Genomic DNA, 18,321 nt, shown 5'->3' on the forward strand with positions numbered 1-18,321 from the left:
AGCGTAAAGCGCCGCTTAACGACGCTCGAATTTGGCGCTTGCGCCCGTCCGACGGACATTGCGCCCGATCCGTAGGCGCTTCAGCGCCCTGGGATTGCAGGACGCGGTTGATCGCGTGGGCCTCGCGCTCGATATCTGAGCCTGGCCGTGCCGGCGCTCCCGACGCCGAATCCGCGGTCCGACACGTCGAGGAAACCGCACATCATGTCGAGACGAGCCGTTTTCGCTGCCCTGTCCACGGAGTTGCCCAGGGGAGCCGAGGAGCTTTCGGCCGTGCGCGGGGCGCTGCAGGCGGCCGATCTCGGCGCGCTGCCCGAATGGGATCTCACCGACCTCTATCCCAGCATGGACGCGCCCGCCTTCCGCGACGACCTCGACCGGGCCGAGGCCGAGAGCCGGACTTTCGCCGAGCGCTATGCCGGCCGCATCGCCGGGATCGCCGCCGCGCCGGACGCTTCGACCGTCCTCGGTGAGGCGGTCGAGACCTACGAGCGGATCGAGGATCTGATGGGCCGGCTGATGTCCTATGCCGGTCTCGTCTATTCCGGCGACACCACCGACGAGATCCGCGCCAAGTTCTACGGCGATACCCGCGAGCGGCTGACCACGGCCTCGGGCGACCTGCTGTTCTTCGGGCTGGAGCTGAACCGGGTCGAGGACGCCGTGCTCGATGCGGCGATGGCCGATGGGCCGCTCGCCCGCTACCGGCCCTGGATCGAGGATCTGCGCCGCGAGAAGCCGCACCAGCTCGACGACCGTACGGAAAAGCTGTTCCTCGAAAAGTCGGTGACCTCGAGCGCCGCCTGGGACCGGCTGTTCAACGAGACCATCGCCTCGCTGCGCTTCCCCGTGCAGGGCGAGCGCCTGACGCTGGAGCCGACCCTGAACAAGCTTCAGGATCCGGACGGCGCGGTGCGCAAGGAAGCGGCGCTCGCCATCGGTGACACGCTTCAGGCGAACCTGCGCATCTTCACGCTGATCACCAACACGCTCGCCAAGGACAAGGAGATTTCCGACCGCTGGCGCGGCTTCAAGGACGTGGCCGATGCCCGCCACCTCTCGAACCGGGTCGAGCCCGAGGTCGTCGCTGCCATGGTCGAGGCGGTGCGGGCGGCCTATCCGCGCCTGTCGCACCGCTACTACCGGCTGAAGGCCAAGTGGTTCGGCGTCGAGGCGCTGCCCTACTGGGACCGCAACGCGCCGCTGCCGAAGGTCGAGCAGCGCACGATCCCCTGGGCTCAGGCGCGGGATACCGTGCTGGAGGCTTACAACGCCTTCTCGCCGGACATGGCGGGCATCGCGAGAAAGTTCTTCGACGGCGGCTGGATCGATGCGCCGACCCGGCCCGGCAAGGCGCCCGGCGCCTTCGCCCACCCGACCGTGCCCTCGGCCCACCCCTACGTGCTGGTGAACTACCAGGGCAAGCCGCGGGACGTGATGACGCTGGCGCACGAACTCGGCCACGGCGTGCATCAGGTGCTCGCCGCCTCCAACGGTGCGCTGATGGCCCCGACCCCGCTGACGCTGGCCGAGACAGCCAGCGTGTTCGGCGAGATGCTGACCTTCCGCCGGCTTCTCGGCCAGACCACCGACCCGATCCAGCGCCGGGCGATGCTGGCGGCCAAGGTCGAGGACATGATCAACACGGTGGTGCGCCAGATCGCGTTCTACTCGTTCGAGCGAAAGGTTCACCTCGCCCGCGCCCAGGGCGAGCTGACGGCTGAGCAGATCAACGAACTCTGGATGTCGGTGCAGGCGGAGAGCCTCGGCCCGGCCATCACCCTCGATAAGGGGTATGAGCCGTTCTGGGCCTACATCCCGCACTTCATCCACTCGCCCTTCTACGTCTACGCCTACGCGTTCGGCGACTGCCTCGTGAACTCGCTCTACGGCGTCTACGCCCGCGCCGAGCCCGGCTTCGTCGAGCGCTACTTCGCCCTGCTCTCGGCCGGCGGCTCGAAGCCCTACGGCGAATTGCTCAAGCCGTTCGGGCTCGATGCCCGCGATCCGGGTTTCTGGCAGATCGGTCTCGGAATGATCGAGGGGATGATCGCCGAACTGGAGGCGATGGAGGGCGCCTAGCCGACCTGATATAGGCAGAGTGCCCCGCGCGTGTTATACGGTCAGTATAACGCATGCGGGGTGCCCATGAAGCTCGAGGTCAAGCGCGTCGGGAATTCGACCGGCCTCATCCTGCCGAAGGAACTCGTCAGCCGGCTCAAGCTCGAGCAGGGCGATTGGCTCTATGTGACCGAGAACGCTGACGGCACAGTGCGCCTATCGCCCTACGATCCGACCTTTGAGAAGGGGATGAAGATCGCCGAGCGGGCTATGAAAACCTACCGGAATGCTCTAGCCGAGCTGGCGAAGTGAGTGACGTCATTTGGCTGACGAGCGATCTCGTCCAGGCCATTCACGCTCATCAAATCAAGCTTTTCGGCGGTCCGCCCGACATACGCGACGAAGGGGCACTGGAATCGGCCTTAGGTCGCCCGATCAATCGGGCCGGCTACGGTGAGCCTGATCTCGCAGAGCTGGCGGCTGCCTGCGCTTTCGGAATTGCCAAGAATCATCCCTTCATCGACGGCAACAAGCGCGCCGCCCTGCTGGCGCTCGTCACCTTCCTCGGCCTGAACGACATCGACTTCGTCGTCGATGAAGCGGAAGCAGTGGTGATGATTCGCGGCCTCGCCGCGGGCGAGATCGACGAATCCGGCCTGACCCGCTGGATCCGCGACAACTGGCCGAAGACGTAGCGCGGCCCGCGGCGCGCCGTCCCATCGCCCTGGGCGCGGGCGCTCGTGGTTCCTATCTCGGCACGAGTCCCGATAGGAATCGATCCGCGTCCATGGCCGAGACCGACCGCGAAGCCAACCGCTTCACCGCCCGCGCGAGCCGCTACGCCAGCGTCGGCGCCAATGTCGGGGGCGTGGCCGCGCGGATGGCCGCGGCGCGTCTCTTCGGCGGCAAGGACGGCGCGAGCCTGAACAACGCAGCAGCGCTCGCGCAGGCGCTGGGCGGCCTTAAGGGCCCGATCATGAAGGTGGCGCAACTGCTCGCCACCGTCCCCGACTTGCTGCCGCCCGAATACGCCGCGGAACTCCAGAAGCTCCAGGCCGACGCGCCGCCGATGGGCGCGGCCTTCGTCAAGCGCCGGATGATGGCCGAACTCGGTGCCGACTGGCAGAGCCGCTTCGGCAGCTTCGATCTCCGGCCGGCCGCCGCGGCCTCGCTGGGACAGGTCCACCGTGCCGAATCGCTCGACGGCAAGCCGCTCGCCTGCAAGCTCCAGTATCCCGACATGCAATCGGCCGTGGAGGCCGATCTCAAGCAGCTTCAGGTCGTCTTCGCCCTGCATCGGCGGATGAATTCCTGGCTCGATACGACCGAGATCGCCAAGGAGATCGGCGCCCGGGTGCGCGAGGAGCTGGATTACGGCCGCGAGGCGAAGCACGCCGCCCTCTACGGCAGCGTGCTCAAGGACATCGATTCGGTGCGGGTGCCGACGGTGCATCCCGACCTCTCGACGAAGCGCCTCCTTACCCTCGGCTGGCTCGACGGCGAGAAGATCCTGAACTTCGCCGATGCCCCGATCGAGACCCGCAACCGCATCGCCCAGGCCATGTTCCGGGCGTGGTGGCACCCGTTCAGCCGCGCGGCGGTGATCCACGGCGACCCGCATCTGGGCAACTACACCGTCTTCTCCGAGGGCGGCGAGGCGCAGGGCATCAACCTGCTCGATTACGGCTGCGTGCGCATCTTCCACCCGCGCTTCGTCGGCGGCGTGGTCGACCTGTATCGCGGTCTGCTGGAGAATGACCGGGATCGCGTGGTCCACGCCTACGAAGTCTGGGGATTCAAGCAGCTCGACAAGGAGACCGTCGACATCCTCAACATCTGGGCCCGGTTCATCTATGGCCCGCTGCTCGAGGACCGCACGCGCACCGTCGCCGATGGAATCGAACCGGGGGCCTACGGCCGGCGGGAAGCGTTTTCCGTGCACCAGGCGCTCAAGGAGCGGGGGCCGGTCACCATCCCATAGGAATTCGTGTTCATGGACCGGGCGGCGGTGGGCCTCGGCGCCGTCTTCCTCCACCTGCGCTCCGAACTGAACTACCATCGCCTGTTCGAGGCCGAGATCGAGCGGTTCTCTCTCGAAACCCTCGCCGAGCGGCAGCAGACGTCGCTCGCCGAGGCCGGTCTCCCCGCTCCGGTCTGACAAAAGCCGGCTCAAGACGCCCCGACCTGACCGTCAAGCTGATTGCGAGCGGAGATGCCTTGCGCTAAATCCGCGCGTGACAATCAAAACGATACCAGGGAACGGGCGCGCAATGGCGGACACGAAGACCCTCACCGGCCTGAACTACAGCCCGGCGATGGACGAGAAGACCCACGAGCAGACCTACCGGGGCTTCGTCCGTTTCGTCGAGATCGGCACCGTCACGGTTCTGTGCTGGGTCGTGTCCCTCGCCATCGGCGGCGTTCACGAGGCGTGGCTGACCGCGATCATCGGCGTGCTGGTGTCCTGGGCGGCCGCGGCCGTCGGCGCCTTCGTCCCCGCCATCGGCTGGAAGGCCCAAGCCTTCGTCCTCGCCGCTCTTCTCGCGATCCTCTTCCTGAGCTGAGGATCGCCTCTACCGGGCCGGCCCATCGGGTCGGCCTTTTCCAAATCTGAACTTCCAAGAAGGCTCGGATACCGGCACGCCGAAGGGCGGCTGTAAGAACGGGAGCAAATGATGCGTATTGCCGTCTTGACGGAGACGGACCCGATAGAACCGCGGGTCGCGGCCGTCCCAGAAACGGTCAAGAAGTTCATTGGTCTGGGCAGTGAGGTCGTGGTGCAATCGGGGGCCGGCGCCAAGGCCGGTGTTCCCGATTCGGAGTATGAGGCCGCCGGCGCCAAGATCGCCGGAAGCGCCGAGGACGCCCTGTCCGGCGCCGATCTCGTCCTGAAGGTCCGCCGCCCGAACGCGGACGAGCTGGCCAAGATCCAGAAGGGCGCCGTGGTCGTCGCGATCATGGACCCCTACGGCCACGAGGACGCGCTGAAGGCCGCGGCCGAGGCCGGCGTGGACACCTTCGCCATGGAGCTGATGCCCCGCATCACCCGTGCGCAGGTGATGGACGTGCTCTCCTCGCAGGCCAACCTCGCCGGCTACCGCGCCGTGGTCGACGGTGCCGCCGAGTACGGCCGCTCCCTGCCGATGATGATGACCGCCGCCGGTACCGTTCCGGCCGCGCGCATCTTCATCATGGGTGTCGGCGTCGCCGGCCTCCAGGCTATCGCCACCGCCCGCCGCATGGGCGCCGTGGTGACCGCCACCGACGTGCGCCCCGCCACCAAGGAACAGGTCGAATCGCTCGGCGCCAAGTTCGTCGCCGTCGAGGACGACGAGTTCAAACAGGCCGAGACGTCCGGCGGCTACGCCAAGGAGATGTCGGCCGAGTACCAGAAGAAGCAGGCCGAGCTGGTCAAGGGCCACATCGCCAAGCAGGACATCGTCATCACCACGGCCCTGATCCCGGGGCGCCCCGCGCCGAAGCTCGTCTCCGAGGAGATGGTCGCTTCGATGAAGCCGGGTTCGGTGCTCGTCGACCTCGCGGTCGAGCGCGGCGGCAACGTCGCCGGCGCCAAGGCCGGTGAGATCGTCACCGTCGGCAACGGCGTGAAGATCGTCGGCCACGTCAACGTGCCGGGCCGCCTCGCGGCGACCGCTTCGAGCCTCTACGCCCGCAACCTCTACGCCTTCGTCGAGACGATGATCGACAAGGAAGCGAAGGCGCTGGCGGTGAAGTGGGACGACGAGCTCGTCAAGGCCACCAACCTCACCCGCGACGGTCAGGTGGTCCACCCCAACTTTCAGCCCAAAGCCTGATCGGTCGCGGAGGATCTCACCATGGCAACCCCCCTTCCGCCCGTCTCGCCTGCTGACCAGGCCAACGCTGCCGCGGCCGCCGCTCGCGCCGCGGCCGACATCGCCCAGCAGAACGCCGCCCACGCCCAGTCCATCGCCGACGCGCTCGGCCACGGCGTGGCCGCCGCCACCCACGGCGCGGTCGATCCGACCGTGTTCCGCCTCGCGATCTTCGTGCTCGCGATCTTCGTCGGCTACTACGTCGTCTGGTCGGTGACGCCCGCGCTGCACACGCCGCTGATGTCCGTCACCAACGCGATCTCCTCCGTCATCATCGTCGGCGCGCTCCTCGCCGTCGGCGTCCCGCTGATCGAGAAGGGCACCGGCTGGGCCCGCTTCTTCGGCTTCATCGGTATCGTTCTCGCCTCCGTGAACATCTTCGGCGGCTTCCTCGTCACGCAGCGCATGCTCGGCATGTACAAGAAGAAGGCCTGAGGCGATGTCGGAAAACGTCTCTTCCCTTCTCTACATCGTCTCCGGCGTCCTGTTCATCATGGCGCTGCGGGGGCTCTCGCACCCGACGACCGCTCGTCAGGGCAACCTTTACGGCATGGTGGGCATGGGGCTCGCCATCCTCACCACGCTGGTCGGCCATCCGCCGTCCGGTCTCGGCGCCTGGATCCTCGTTCTCCTCGGCCTCGCCATCGGCGGCGGTGCGGGTGCGGTGATCGCCAAGCGGGTGCCGATGACGGCCATGCCGCAGCTCGTCGCCGCCTTCCACTCGCTGGTCGGCCTCGCGGCGGTCGCGGTGGCGGCCGGTGCGCTCTACGCGCCGCAGGCCTTCGGCATCCTCGAGAACGGCCACTTCCACAAGCAGTCGCTGTTCGAGATGGGTCTCGGCGTGGCGATCGGCGCGATCACCTTCACCGGTTCGGTCATCGCCTTCGCCAAGCTCGACGGCCGCATGTCCGGCAAGCCGATCATGCTGCCGGGCCGGCACATCATCAACCTCGCCATGGCCATCGGTCTGGTGGTGCTGATCGCCATCTTCATCGGCACTGAGTCGAAGGTGGTGTTCTGGCTGATCGTGATCGTGTCGCTGATCCTCGGCGGCCTGATCATCATCCCGATCGGCGGCGCCGACATGCCCGTCGTCGTGTCGATGCTCAACTCCTACTCGGGCTGGGCGGCCGCCGGCATCGGCTTCACCCTGGGCAACCTCGCGCTCATCATCACCGGCTCGCTGGTCGGCTCGTCGGGCGCCATCCTGTCCTACATCATGTGCCACGCGATGAACCGGTCGTTCATCTCGGTGATCCTCGGCGGCTTCGGTGGCGACTCCGCCGCGGCGGCCGGCGGCGGCCAGGTCGAGACGCGCCCCGTCAAGCAGGGCTCGCCGGACGATGCGGCCTACATCATGAAGAACGCCGAGAAGGTCATCATCGTGCCGGGCTACGGCATGGCGGTCGCCCAGGCGCAGCACTCGCTGCGCGAGATGGCCGACCTGCTGAAGAAGGAAGGCGTGGACGTGAAGTACGCCATCCACCCGGTGGCGGGCCGCATGCCGGGGCACATGAACGTGCTCCTGGCCGAAGCCAACGTCCCCTATGACGAGGTGTTCGAGCTGGAGGACATCAACGGCGAGTTCCCGCAGGCCGACGTGGCCTTCGTGATCGGCGCCAACGACGTCACCAACCCGGCCGCCAAGACCGACAAGGCCTCGCCGATCTACGGCATGCCGATCCTCGACGTGGAGAAGGCCAAGACCGTTCTCTTCATCAAGCGCGGCATGGGCTCCGGCTATGCCGGCGTCGAGAACGAGGTGTTCTTCCGCGACAACACCATGATGCTGTTCGGCGACGCCAAGAAGGTCGTCGACAACATCCTGAAGAACCTCTGATCGACCCATCAGCGGTCATCATGGCGGGGCGGGCGAGCAATCGTCCGCCCCGCTGTCGTTTGCGGGGCGCAGTTTTTGCCGGCGGAAGCGGCTATGGTCGCCCTCGTGTCCGCCGCCATGTCCCTCGCTCCCCCCCTCGATCGGCCGCGGCCGTTCCTCGATGTCACCGCCTCTGTGCTCGGGCGACCGTGGCGCGAGCGCTGCGGCGATCCAGGCCAGCAAGCCCTCGCGACAACGATGACCCAGGCCTACGGCCTGCCGGACCTGCTCGCCCGCGTTCTCGTTGGGCGCGGCGTCGGGCCGGCGGAGGCCGAGGCCTATCTGTCCCCACGCCTGCGCGACCTGATGCCGGATCCCTCCGTCCTCGTGGACATGGAGGCGGCGGTGGATCGCCTCGCTCACGCCGTGCGGAGCCGCGAGGCGGTGGCGATCTTCGGTGACTACGATGTCGATGGCGCGTCGAGCGCGGCTCTGCTCGCCGATTACCTGCGGGCGCTCGGCGTGCCGGTGCGCATCCACATCCCCGACCGCATCACCGAGGGCTACGGTCCCAATGTCGGGGCCGTCACGGCCCTGCGCGGGGAGGGGGCGGGCCTGCTCGTCTGCGTCGATTGCGGGACCGCCGGCCACGAACCGCTGGCCGCCGCCGCGGCGCTCGGCCTCGACGTGATCGTGCTCGATCATCACGGCGCCCCGGAAGAGCTTCCGGCGACGCGGGCCCTGGTCAATCCGAACCGGCTCGACGACCTGTCCGGCCTCGGCCATCTCTGCGCGGCGGGCGTCGTGTTCATGACCCTCGTCGCCCTCGCCCGGCGGTTGCGGGGGGAGGGCGTTTTCGCATCCGCCGCCGAGCCGCGGCTGACCGACTTCCTCGACCTCGTGGCGCTCGCCACCGTCGCCGACGTGGTCCCGCTCGTCGGCCTCAACCGCGCCTTCGTCATGCAGGGTCTCGCGGTGATGCGCGGGCGCGGGCGGCCGGGGCTCGCGGCTCTCCTCGACGCCGCCGGGCTCAGTGAGCCGCCGGAGGCGTGGCATCTCGGCTTTCTCGTGGGGCCGCGCATCAATGCCGGCGGGCGGATCGGCGATGCCGGGCTCGGCGCGCGCCTGCTCACCACCACCGACCCGATGGAAGCCCGGCGGATCGCCGACGAACTGGACCGGCTCAACCGTGAGCGTCAGGCGATCGAGGCGCAGGCCGTCGCCGAGGCCGAGGCCGACATGGATGCGCGCCTCGCGGGCGACCCCGATCGCCCCGTGCTCATCGCCGCTTCGCCCGAATGGCATCCCGGGATCGTCGGCCTCATCGCCGCCCGGCTCAAGGAGCGGTTCGGTCGCCCGGCCTTCGCCTTCGCGGTCAAACCCGACGGAAGTGCCGTCGGCTCCGGCCGCTCGGTCGTCGGAGCGGATCTCGGCGGGGCCGTGCGCGATGCCGTCGCGGCGGGCCTCGCGGTCAAGGGCGGCGGGCACGCGATGGCCGCGGGCGTGACGCTTCCACCCGGCGGCCTCGCGGCCTTCGGCGAAAGCCTGGCCCGCGACCTCACCGAAGCGGTAGGCCAAGCCCGTGCGGCCGAGGCGCTGCTGATCGACGGCACGGTGAGCGCCGGAGGCGCGACCGCGGAGCTGGTCCGCCTGATCCAGCGGGCGGGTCCTTTCGGGCAGGGGGCGCCCGAGCCGGTCATGGCGCTGCCCCGGCACCGCATCGTCGATGCGGGGGTCGTCGGCAACGGCCATGTCCGTGCCCGCCTCGTCAGCGGCGACGGTCAGGCCGTCGGCGCCATCGCCTTCCGCGCCGCGCAGGGACCGCTCGGTGTCGCCTTGCTCGGCGGGATCGGACGCAGCTTCCACGTCGCCGGAACGCTCTCCTGCGACCGCTGGCGCGGCGCGGAGCGGGCCCAGATCCGAATCTGCGACGTGGCGCCCTGTGGATAGAAATCGGACGAAACGGATCGGTTGACACCCGATCAGACCCTCACCATAAGGGCCTCGCCCGCCGCGAACAGAACGCGGTGACCCGGTTTGGGGGAATGTCCCGAGCGGCAAAGGGGGCGGACTGTAAATCCGCTGCGTAAGCTTCGTAGGTTCGAGTCCTACTTCCCCCACCAAACTCATCCGATGACGACAGGTGGCCGCTCAAGGCGGCTCGACCCTGCCACAGTCTCGGTTGTCGGTCCTCGGCATAGAGCATAACCTTCTTCGTCTGCGTCGCGTCCAGCGGCGAGGTCAGGAATCTGTTCACAGCCGGATGCCCTGGCGCTCAAACTTAACTTGGGTTAGTTCAGTGCCGTTTTGAGAGCGCTAGGTTGTGGCGACTCGGCCAAGGAAACCCAGTGCCAAACCCGCTCGTCCGCAAGCTGGAAAACTTCGTCCGCCTGTCTCCGGAGGAGAAGCAGGCGCTGGAGAGGATCGCTCAGCCGACGCGACGGCTCGGCGCGCGCGAGGACGTCATCCGCGATGGCGAACGGCCGCGTCACGTCAACGTCGTCCTCGAGGGATGGGCCTGCCGCTACAAGCAGCTGGAGGACGGTCGCCGGCAGGTGATCTCGATCTTCCTCCCCGGCGATCTGTGCGATCCGCACGTCTTCGTGCTGCGGAACATGGACCACTCGCTCGGCACGCTGACGCCGGTGGTTCTTGCCGAAATCCCCGAGACCGCCATCCGGGACGTCGCCCAGGAATACCCGCGCCTCGCCGAGGCGCTGTGGTGGGAAATGCTCATGACGGCCGCGATCCAGCGCGAATGGACCGTCAGCCTCGGGCAGCGGCTGGCGACGGAGCGCCTGGGGCATCTGTTCTGCGAGCTGTTCCTGCGGCTGCGCGCCGTCGGCATGACCAGCGAGACGAGCTGCGAATTTCCGATCACGCAGGCCGACCTCGGCGACGCGATGGGCCTCTCCACCGTCCACATCAACCGCACGCTCAAAGAATTACGTGCCGAGGGATTGATCCGACTGCGCGGCCGGCAGTTGACGATACCAGACTTCCCGGCACTCCGGGCGGCCTCGCTCTTCGATCCGGCCTATCTCCACTACGAACGTGATCCCTCGGTATCGGACGCCGATTGATGAGCGGCCGCTAGCCGTTTCAATCCTGTTGAGGTCAACGAACGGCTAAGCCATGAACCAGGATCCGCGGGACGCACGTATCGAGGAGCTCGAGGCCGAGAACCGGCGCCTCCGCCGCTTCCTCGACGAGACCGGCCTGCCCGCCGAACTGCGCCACAAGGTGCGCAACACGCTCTCGATGCTGCGGGCGATCATCCGCCGGTCCGCGGAGACGAGTGACTCGCTCGAGACCTACGTCGCCCATCTCGACGGACGCCTCGATGCGCTCGCCCGTGTGCTCAACGCGCTGATGCGCAGCGTGCCCGAGGGGATCGGCCTGCATTCTCTCGTCGCCGATGAGTTGCTGGTGCATCTCGCGCGGGAAGGCGAGCAGGTCGCGATTTCGGGGCCGAGCCTGCACCTACGCCCCGGCGCGGCGGAGGTGCTCGCGATGGCGATCCACGAACTGGCCGTGAACGCCGTCGAGCACGGGGCGCTGACCGTGCCGCAGGGCCGCATCCGTATCGAATGGGCGGTCTTGCCGCCGAAAGCGGCCGGATCGCCGCCGCGGTTGAACTTCATCTGGACGGAGAGCGGTCTCGAAGACCTCGCACCCGAGCCGCCGCATCGCGGCTTCGGCATGGAGGTCCTCGAACGCAGCCTTCGCTACGAACTGAAGGCGGACACGGTGCTCGCCTTCGAGCCGCACGGCCTGCGCTGCACGATCAGCCTGCCGCTCACGTCCCAGTTTACGCTGGTCGAGGACGAGGAGTAGTCCGCACGACGCCCGTCCCATCGCGGCGGATCGGGCACACCGGGCTGTTGTCCCGTCACCATTTCACGATCGAGCGGTGTGCCAAGCGTGGCCGGGGTAGCCGCGGGGGTCATCGACGGGTACTTAACATCTGGATGCTTTCCTGGAGGCATCGCCCGTCACGAGCCAGGGAACCCGCCTCGCGTATGCATGTCCGGATGAACTGCCTGCTGCGTTCGCCGGCTTTGGGTGGCGTTCTTCTCAGTGTCGCGGCCCTGCTCGTCCTGCCGCAGCCGGCGGAAGCCTTCGACCTGTTCGGGCTCTTCAACAGCGAGGAGGAGCCGCCCGCTCCGAGCGCCTCGGCGCTGCCCTACAGCCTGCGCATCACCGGCACCGACGATTCCGACGTCCTGCGGGCGCTTCAGGACACCTCGACGCTCTACCGCCTGCGCCAGGACGCGCCACCGGACGGCGAGGGGCTGGTGCGCCGCGCCAAGGCCGACCTCCGCCGCCTGACCGACGTGCTCTCGGGCTACGGCTACTATCAGGGCACGGTCTCGATCCGGATCGACGGCGTGCCGGTGACGGGCGAGGCCTCGCTCGTCGCCGCCGCCCGCGCCGCGGAGGGTTCGCGGGCCCGTGCGCTGGTACCGGTGAAGATCGCGGTCGATCTCGGCCCCCTCTATACCCTGCGGACCGTGCGCGTGCTCGATCCCCGCGGCCGGCCGTTCTCGGAGGAGGTGCTGCCCGAACGCTTCACCCGCACCGGCGACGACGTGCCGGCCCGCTCGGCCACCGTACTCGCCCGCGAGGCGAAGATCGTCGATCGCTTCCGCGCCCTCGGGCATCCCTTCGCCAAGGTGGTGACGCGCGACCCCGTTGTGGACGATGCGGCCCATGTCATGGACGTCACCTTCACCATCGATCCCGGACCGATGGCCGGGCTCGGCGAGGTGGCGGTGAAGGCGACGGACGGGATCGATCCGGCGGTGATCCGCTCCTTCATCTATTCCGAGCCGGGCGATCCCTACTCGCCGAAGGCGGTCGCCGACATCCGCCGCTCGGTCGCCCGGATCGAGGGCCTCGGCGCCGTCCGCGTGCGCGAGGGCGAGACGCTCGACGCGCAGGGCAACCTGCCGATCTTCGTCGAGGTGAGCGAGCGCGAGCGCAACCTGATCGGTGTGGCGGCGCGCTACTCCACCGTCGATGGGCCGGGCGTGCGCGCCTACTACGCCAACCGCAACCTGTGGGGCGGCGGCGAGACCCTGCGGCTCGACGCGGACATCTACTATCTCGGCCTCGGCTACGATCCGTTCGCGACCCAGCGCAAGCTCGCCGGCATCGACACCACGGGGCTGGGCGGGCGCCTCTCCGCCACCTTCGTGAAGCCGGCGCTCGGCGGCACCCGCAACGACCTCCTGGCCAACGCCTTCGTCACCCGCGAGGTGCAGCAGAGCTATTTCGTGGACGCGGCCGGCGCCTCGGTGGCGGTCCGCCACCGCTTCTCCGACACCTTCTCGGCCCAGATCGGCCTGGACGGGCAGGTGGGCCGCTCGAAGGACGCCATCGGCACCGTCGATTACCGGCTGATCGGCGTGCCGCTCTCCGTCACCTACGATTCCACGGACAGCCTGCTCGATCCGACCGAAGGCTTCCGCGTCATCGCCTCGGCGGCACCCTATCCCGGCTTCCTCGGCTCGGATCCCGGCATCTTCGTCGCCAAGGCGCAGGGCTCGACCTACTACGCTCTGGACGACGAGCGGAAATACGTGCTGGCCGGCCGTCTCGGCTTCGGTTCGGTCTCGGGGGCGCGGCTCGACGAGATCCCGGACAATTTCCGTTTCTTCGCGGGCGGCGGCGGTTCGGTCCGCGGCTTCGCCTTCCGCACCCTCGGGCCGCGCGGACCGTTCAATCTGCCGATCGGCGGTCGCAGCCTGCTGGAGGCCTCGATCGAGGCCCGCATCAAGGTCACCGACACGATCGGCATCGTACCGTTCTTCGATGCGGGCACGGCCTTCGCCTCGACGCTGCCGGATTTCGATGAGCGTATCCGCAAGGCGGCGGGCATCGGCCTGCGCTACTACACCGGCATCGGTCCGATCCGCGCCGACCTCGCCTTCCCGCTCGATCGGATCAAGGGAAATCGCGAGCTGCCGGTCGCCCTGTACATCAGTCTCGGACAGGCGTTCTGAATGGTTCTTCCGCGTCGCCTGCCTCATTGGAACCCGTCCCGCACCGCGGCTGAGGGAAGCCGCCGGGCGGGTGGGCAATGGATGCTGGCAGCCGCGTTCCTGTCGGTCGCGCTGCTGTTTGCCGCCGTCTTTCCGACCGACGACACCCGCGCCGCCGAAGGCGAGAAGACGGTGCTCGGCGGCCTCCTGTCGAAGGCGCTCTCCACGCCGTCGTCCCAGGTCACGATCGGCGCCGTCGACGGCGCCCTGTCCTCGGACGCCACCATCCGCGGCGTCGTCATCAGCGATTCCGACGGCCCCTGGCTGAAGCTCGACCGTGCCCGCCTCGTCTGGCGCCGCCTCGCGCTGCTGTCCGGCCGGCTCGAAGTCGACAGCCTTGAGATCGGCCGGCTCGAAGTGCTGCGCAAGCCGGTGCCCGGCCCGACGCCGGCCGAGGCGGAGCCCGACGGCAGCCTGCTGCCCGACCTTCCCGTGAAGGTGGAGATCAAGGCATTCACCCTGGCCGAACTCGTGCTCGGCGAGAGCGTTGCGGGCCAGCCGGCGCGGCTCGCGGGCGAGGGCAAGGCTAAGCTCGGCAATCCGTCCGAGGGGCTCGACGTCAACGCGGATTTCCGCCGGCTCGACGCGGCCGGGCGCTTCGTCGCGCGGCTCCTGTTCGTGCCCAAGGGCGAGCGCCTGGAAGTGAAGGCGAACCTGGTCGAGCCCCAGGGCGGCCTGCTCTCGAAGGCGGCAAACCTCCCCGGCACACCGCCGATCAATTTCGATCTCGATGGCAGCGGCACCCTCGATGCCTTCAACGCCCGGCTCGATTTCGATGCCGGCCCGGAGATCGGTGCCAAGGGCGGCGCGCGCCTCTCGCGCATCGGCACGGACCGGCGCCTGAGCCTCGATCTTGCCTCGCGGATCGAGGGCCTCGTACCGGGGCCGGCGGCGGCGATTTTTTCCGGCGAGACCAAGCTCGACGGCGGCATGGCCTTCTCCGATACGGGTGCCTTTCGCATCGACCGGCTCGACCTCGCCTCCCGCACCGCGCGGCTCGGCATCGGCGGCACCCTGACCGCCGACAGGGTCGCGGATTTCACGATTACGGCACGCGCCGTCCCGACCGAGGGCGGCGTTACTAAGGCGGCCGAGGCGGAACTCGAAACCCTGGTCTTCGACGGTAGCCTGAAGGGACCGCTCGCATCGCCGCGGGTCAAGGGCAACCTCAAGGCCGCTGGGCTGCGCACCAAGGAGTCGTCGCTGGAGCGCGTCGATGCGGTGTTGAGCGTCGAGCCTCAGAATGCCGGCCGGACAGGCGGCGCGCCGAAGACGCAACGCTTCGCCATCACTGCCGACGCGGCGATGGACGGCCTGCGCCTCGCCGATCCTGCCCTGCGCCGCGCCGTGGGCGGCCGCGCCAAGCTGGTCCTGCGCGCCGCCGCCGGCGCGGACGGCGTCCTCGACGTAGAGACCCTGACCGTCGAGTCCGATACCGCCCGCGCGGCCTATGCCGGACGGCTCGGGCAGAATACGCTGACCGGGGCCGTCGAGGCGATGCTTCCCGATCTCGGCGCCTTCTCGGGGATGGCGGGCCGGACGCTGGCCGGACGCCTCGATGCCAAGGCGACGCTGAGCGGCGACCCGGCGCGCAAGGCGCTTTCCGCCGACCTCGACCTGCGCGGCGGCGGCCTCGTCCTCGGCGAGCCGGCGACCGACAGGCTCGTCGGCCGCGCGCCGAACCTGACCGGGCGTGTATCGCAGACCTATGACGGCTACGGTTTCGAGCGTCTGCGCTTCGAGGGCGCGGGGCTCGTCGCCACCCTCCAGGGACTGGCCAACGCCAAGACGGCCGACGTCGCCGCCCGCGTCGATCTCAAGAACCTGTCCGCCCTCGACGAGCGGCTGGCCGGCCCGGCCAGCGCCGATGCGCGGTTGACGGGCTCGCTCCTGAAGCCCGCCCTCACCGCCGCACTTCGTGCGCCCGATGTCAGCGCCAACGGACGTCCGATCCGCGATCTGCGCCTGGACGCCGTGCTGAACGACCTGCGCGACGCCCTCGACGGTACGGTACGCTTGACCGGAGACATCGCCGGCAAGCCGCTGCGGGCCGAAGCCCATCTCGCCCGGCCGGGTCGGACCGACTACGCGCTCGACCGGCTCGCCTTCGCCCTCGGCTCCGTCGCAGCCGACGGACGGGCCGTCGTCGATACCGCCAGCCTCCTCACGGAAGGCGCGCTGACGATCCGCGCGGGCGATCTAAGCGACCTGTCGCCGCTCGCCCTCGCCCCCCTGGGCGGCAGCCTCGACGCGGCGGTCACGCTGTCCCGCGCGGGCGGGCGCCAGGATGCGACCCTGCGCGCTACGGGCACGAGCCTGCGCTACGGCGCCTTCGGCCTGGCAAAACTCGATGCCGACCTCACCGGCCGCGACCTGCGCGCGCATCCGGTCCTCGACGGCCATGCCGCCATCGACCGTCTCGTCGCCGCTGGCCAAAGCGTCGATACGGTCCGTCTCACCGCCAATGGCACGTCGGCGGCGAGCGACATCACGCTCACCGCCCAGGCCCGCGGCTTTGCCCTCGATGGGGCGGCGCGGCTGATTCCGGCCGAGCGGACCCGGATCGAGATCGCCCGCTTCACGGCCCAGCGCGGCGGCGACCGCCTGGCGCTCGCCGGACCCGCCGCGATCACGCTCGATGACGGGTCGGCCCTGATCGAGGGACTCGTCGTTGCCGCCGGCTCGGGCCGGATCAGCGTGCAGGGGAGGGCAGGGTCCGACCTCGACCTCAAGCTCGGCATCCGCGCCCTGCCGCTGTCGCTCGCACGCATCGCCAGCCCCAGCCTCGCCCTGTCGGGCACGCTGGAAGGCGAGGCCGACCTCCGCGGGACCGCCGCGCGACCGGAGGGCCGCTATGCCCTCTCCGTCGCCGGCCTCGTCACCCCCGAGACCCGTCGGGCCGGCCTGCCGCCGATCACCGCGCGGGCGAGCGGCCGGCTCGCCGACGGCGAGGCGAGCATCGACGGTCGGGTCTCCGCCGGCCGCGGCGCCGACGTGACCGTGACCGGTTCGGTTCCCGTCGAGGCCGGTGGCGGCTTGAACCTGCGCGCCCGCGGCAACCTCGATGTCGCTCTGGCCAACTCCATGCTGAGCACCGGAGGCCAGCGGGTTGCCGGCCGCGTCGTTCTCGATGCCGGGGTGACCGGCACGGTCGCCGTGCCGAAGGTGGAGGGGTCGGCGACGCTCTCCGGCGGCAGCCTGACCGATCCGCTCAACGGCATCCGTCTTACCGACATCCAGGGCCGCGTGACGGGCCGCGGCGACACCATCGTCATCGAACGGCTGACGGCTGCGACCCGCAACGGTGGACGCCTCTCCGCCGACGGGCGCGTCGCCGTCGAGCCGGCTTCGGGCTTTCCCGGCACCCTGCGCATCACGGCCGACCGGGCCGAGCTGGTATCGAGCCCGCTGATGACGGCGGTATCCAGCCTCAACCTCGCCCTGTCGGGGCCTCTCGCCCGCAAGCCGACGATCAAGGGCCGGATCGACGTCGTCTCCATCGACGTCTCGGTTCCCGACCGCCTGCCCGCGACGGTACAGCCGCTTCCGGGCATCCGCCGGGTCAACGTGACGCCCCAGGTGCGCGAGCGCCTCGCCAAGCGGGCCGAGCGCAAGGCGCAGATCGAGGCGGCAAGCCGGCGGCAGAAGGCGGCGCCGCCGTTCGACGCCAGCCTCGACCTGATCGTGAGTGCGCCGAGCCGCATCTTCGTGCGCGGGCGCGGCATCGATGCGGAGCTCGGTGGCGAGCTGCACCTGACCGGCTCGTCGCGCGATCCGCGGGCGAACGGCGATTTCGCGCTCCGCCGCGGGGTGTTCAGCCTCGGCGGCCAGCGCCTCGACTTCACCCGTGGCCGGGTGTTCTTCGCCGGCGATCTCGCCCAGCCCGACCTGGACTTCGCCGCCGAAACCAAGGCCGCCGACGTCACTGCCCGCATCGCGGTCACCGGCCCGGCGGCGCAGCCCGTCTTCGCGCTCTCCTCGGACCCGAGCCTGCCGCAGGACGAGATTCTGTCGCGCATCCTGTTCAAGAAGGCGGCGGCCGGGCTCTCGCCGTTCCAGGCGTTGCAACTCGCCCAGGCCGTGGCCCAGCTCTCCGGCGGAGCCGGGGGACCGGACGTGTTCGAAGCCGCCCGAAAGGGCCTCGGCCTCGACAGCCTCGACGTCTCGACGGGCGCGAGCGGCGGGCCGGCGGTCGGCGCCTCGCGCTACATCAACGACCGCATCAGCGTCGGCGTGAAGGCCGGCGCCAAGCCCGCCGATACCGCCGCGACGATCAACTACGACGTGACCCGCCGGATCAAGCTCAACGGCGAGGCCGGCAGCGATGGACGGACCTCAGTCGGCGTCGGTGCCGAGTGGGAATGGTAAGGCGCTGACGGGCGCCGAGCCGGGCAGCGCCCTAGCAACGTCCAGAGACTGGGTACGGTGAAGCGGTCCGCCGGAAGCAGATGGCGGATCGCGTCTCTTTGACGGCACGGACGCGCTGGATTGAAGCGCGGTCCGCACACTCCTGCCTGTCCTGACCAGCGCCGACGCGCGG

The 18,321-nt window shown here is 69.3% G+C and carries 12 protein-coding genes, 1 tRNA gene and 1 pseudogene; all 14 read left to right on the top strand.

The genetic code is table 11. From position 1 onward, the window contains the following. The first annotated feature begins 204 nt into the window (after positions 1 to 204). The 14 genes and pseudogenes from HNR51_RS08130 to HNR51_RS08195 all read left to right on the top strand — a co-directional run bounded on the left by HNR51_RS08130 (position 205) and on the right by HNR51_RS08195 (position 18,149). Positions 205 to 2,082 carry a M3 family oligoendopeptidase gene (locus tag HNR51_RS08130; RefSeq protein WP_182554620.1) on the top strand — a complete coding sequence of 626 codons (1,878 nt, stop codon included), beginning with the start codon at positions 205 to 207 and terminating at the stop codon, positions 2,080 to 2,082. A 66-nt stretch (positions 2,083 to 2,148) separates the two neighbouring features. Then, positions 2,149 to 2,373 (top strand): AbrB/MazE/SpoVT family DNA-binding domain-containing protein, encoded by a 225-nt coding sequence (locus HNR51_RS08135; protein ID WP_141951694.1) that lies wholly within the window; start codon positions 2,149 to 2,151, stop codon positions 2,371 to 2,373. Next, the gene (locus HNR51_RS08140) at positions 2,370 to 2,756 is read left to right on the top strand and encodes a type II toxin-antitoxin system death-on-curing family toxin (RefSeq protein WP_182554621.1); all 387 of its coding nucleotides are present in this window, start codon (positions 2,370 to 2,372) and stop codon (positions 2,754 to 2,756) included. Before HNR51_RS08135 ends, HNR51_RS08140 begins: the two co-directional genes overlap by 4 nt. Before the next feature lie 92 nt (positions 2,757 to 2,848). Next, a pseudogene (locus HNR51_RS08145) lies at positions 2,849 to 4,219 on the top strand (ABC1 kinase family protein). 112 nt (positions 4,220 to 4,331) lie between these two features. Beyond that, positions 4,332 to 4,625, top strand: a complete 294-nt coding sequence (locus HNR51_RS08150) for an aa3-type cytochrome c oxidase subunit IV (RefSeq protein ID WP_141951697.1) — start codon at positions 4,332 to 4,334, stop codon at positions 4,623 to 4,625. 111 nt (positions 4,626 to 4,736) lie between these two features. Beyond that, complete coding sequence (locus HNR51_RS08155; protein ID WP_012454757.1) at positions 4,737 to 5,876, top strand: Re/Si-specific NAD(P)(+) transhydrogenase subunit alpha; 1,140 nt, start codon at positions 4,737 to 4,739, stop codon at positions 5,874 to 5,876. A 21-nt stretch (positions 5,877 to 5,897) separates the two neighbouring features. Further along, positions 5,898 to 6,350: a proton-translocating transhydrogenase family protein gene (locus HNR51_RS08160; RefSeq protein ID WP_012454758.1), complete on the top strand. Its 453-nt coding sequence runs from the start codon at positions 5,898 to 5,900 to the stop codon at positions 6,348 to 6,350. 4 nt (positions 6,351 to 6,354) lie between these two features. Further along, a complete protein-coding gene (locus HNR51_RS08165) occupies positions 6,355 to 7,755 on the top strand; it encodes an NAD(P)(+) transhydrogenase (Re/Si-specific) subunit beta (protein WP_182554622.1) in 1,401 nt (466 codons plus the stop codon). Positions 7,756 to 7,848: 93 nt separating this feature from the next. Beyond that, positions 7,849 to 9,684 (top strand): single-stranded-DNA-specific exonuclease RecJ, encoded by a 1,836-nt coding sequence (gene recJ, locus HNR51_RS08170; protein ID WP_182554623.1) that lies wholly within the window; start codon positions 7,849 to 7,851, stop codon positions 9,682 to 9,684. Between the two features lie 89 nt (positions 9,685 to 9,773). Further along, positions 9,774 to 9,857 (top strand) — tRNA-Tyr (locus HNR51_RS08175). 225 nt (positions 9,858 to 10,082) lie between these two features. After that, on the top strand, positions 10,083 to 10,817 hold the full coding sequence (locus HNR51_RS08180; RefSeq protein ID WP_012454761.1) for a Crp/Fnr family transcriptional regulator: 735 nt from the start codon (positions 10,083 to 10,085) through the stop codon (positions 10,815 to 10,817). Between the two features lie 52 nt (positions 10,818 to 10,869). After that, complete coding sequence (locus tag HNR51_RS08185) at positions 10,870 to 11,571, top strand: sensor histidine kinase (RefSeq protein ID WP_182554624.1); 702 nt, start codon at positions 10,870 to 10,872, stop codon at positions 11,569 to 11,571. Between the two features lie 185 nt (positions 11,572 to 11,756). Continuing rightward, entirely contained in the window at positions 11,757 to 13,742 is a 1,986-nt protein-coding gene (locus HNR51_RS08190) for an autotransporter assembly complex protein TamA (RefSeq protein ID WP_182554625.1), read from the top strand. An 81-nt stretch (positions 13,743 to 13,823) separates the two neighbouring features. Then, positions 13,824 to 18,149 (top strand): translocation/assembly module TamB domain-containing protein, encoded by a 4,326-nt coding sequence (locus HNR51_RS08195; RefSeq protein ID WP_239681479.1) that lies wholly within the window; start codon positions 13,824 to 13,826, stop codon positions 18,147 to 18,149. Positions 18,150 to 18,321: the final 172 nt, after the last annotated feature.

This window comes from Methylorubrum thiocyanatum, assembly GCA_014138645.1.
Lineage (GTDB): Bacteria > Pseudomonadota > Alphaproteobacteria > Rhizobiales > Beijerinckiaceae > Methylobacterium > Methylobacterium thiocyanatum.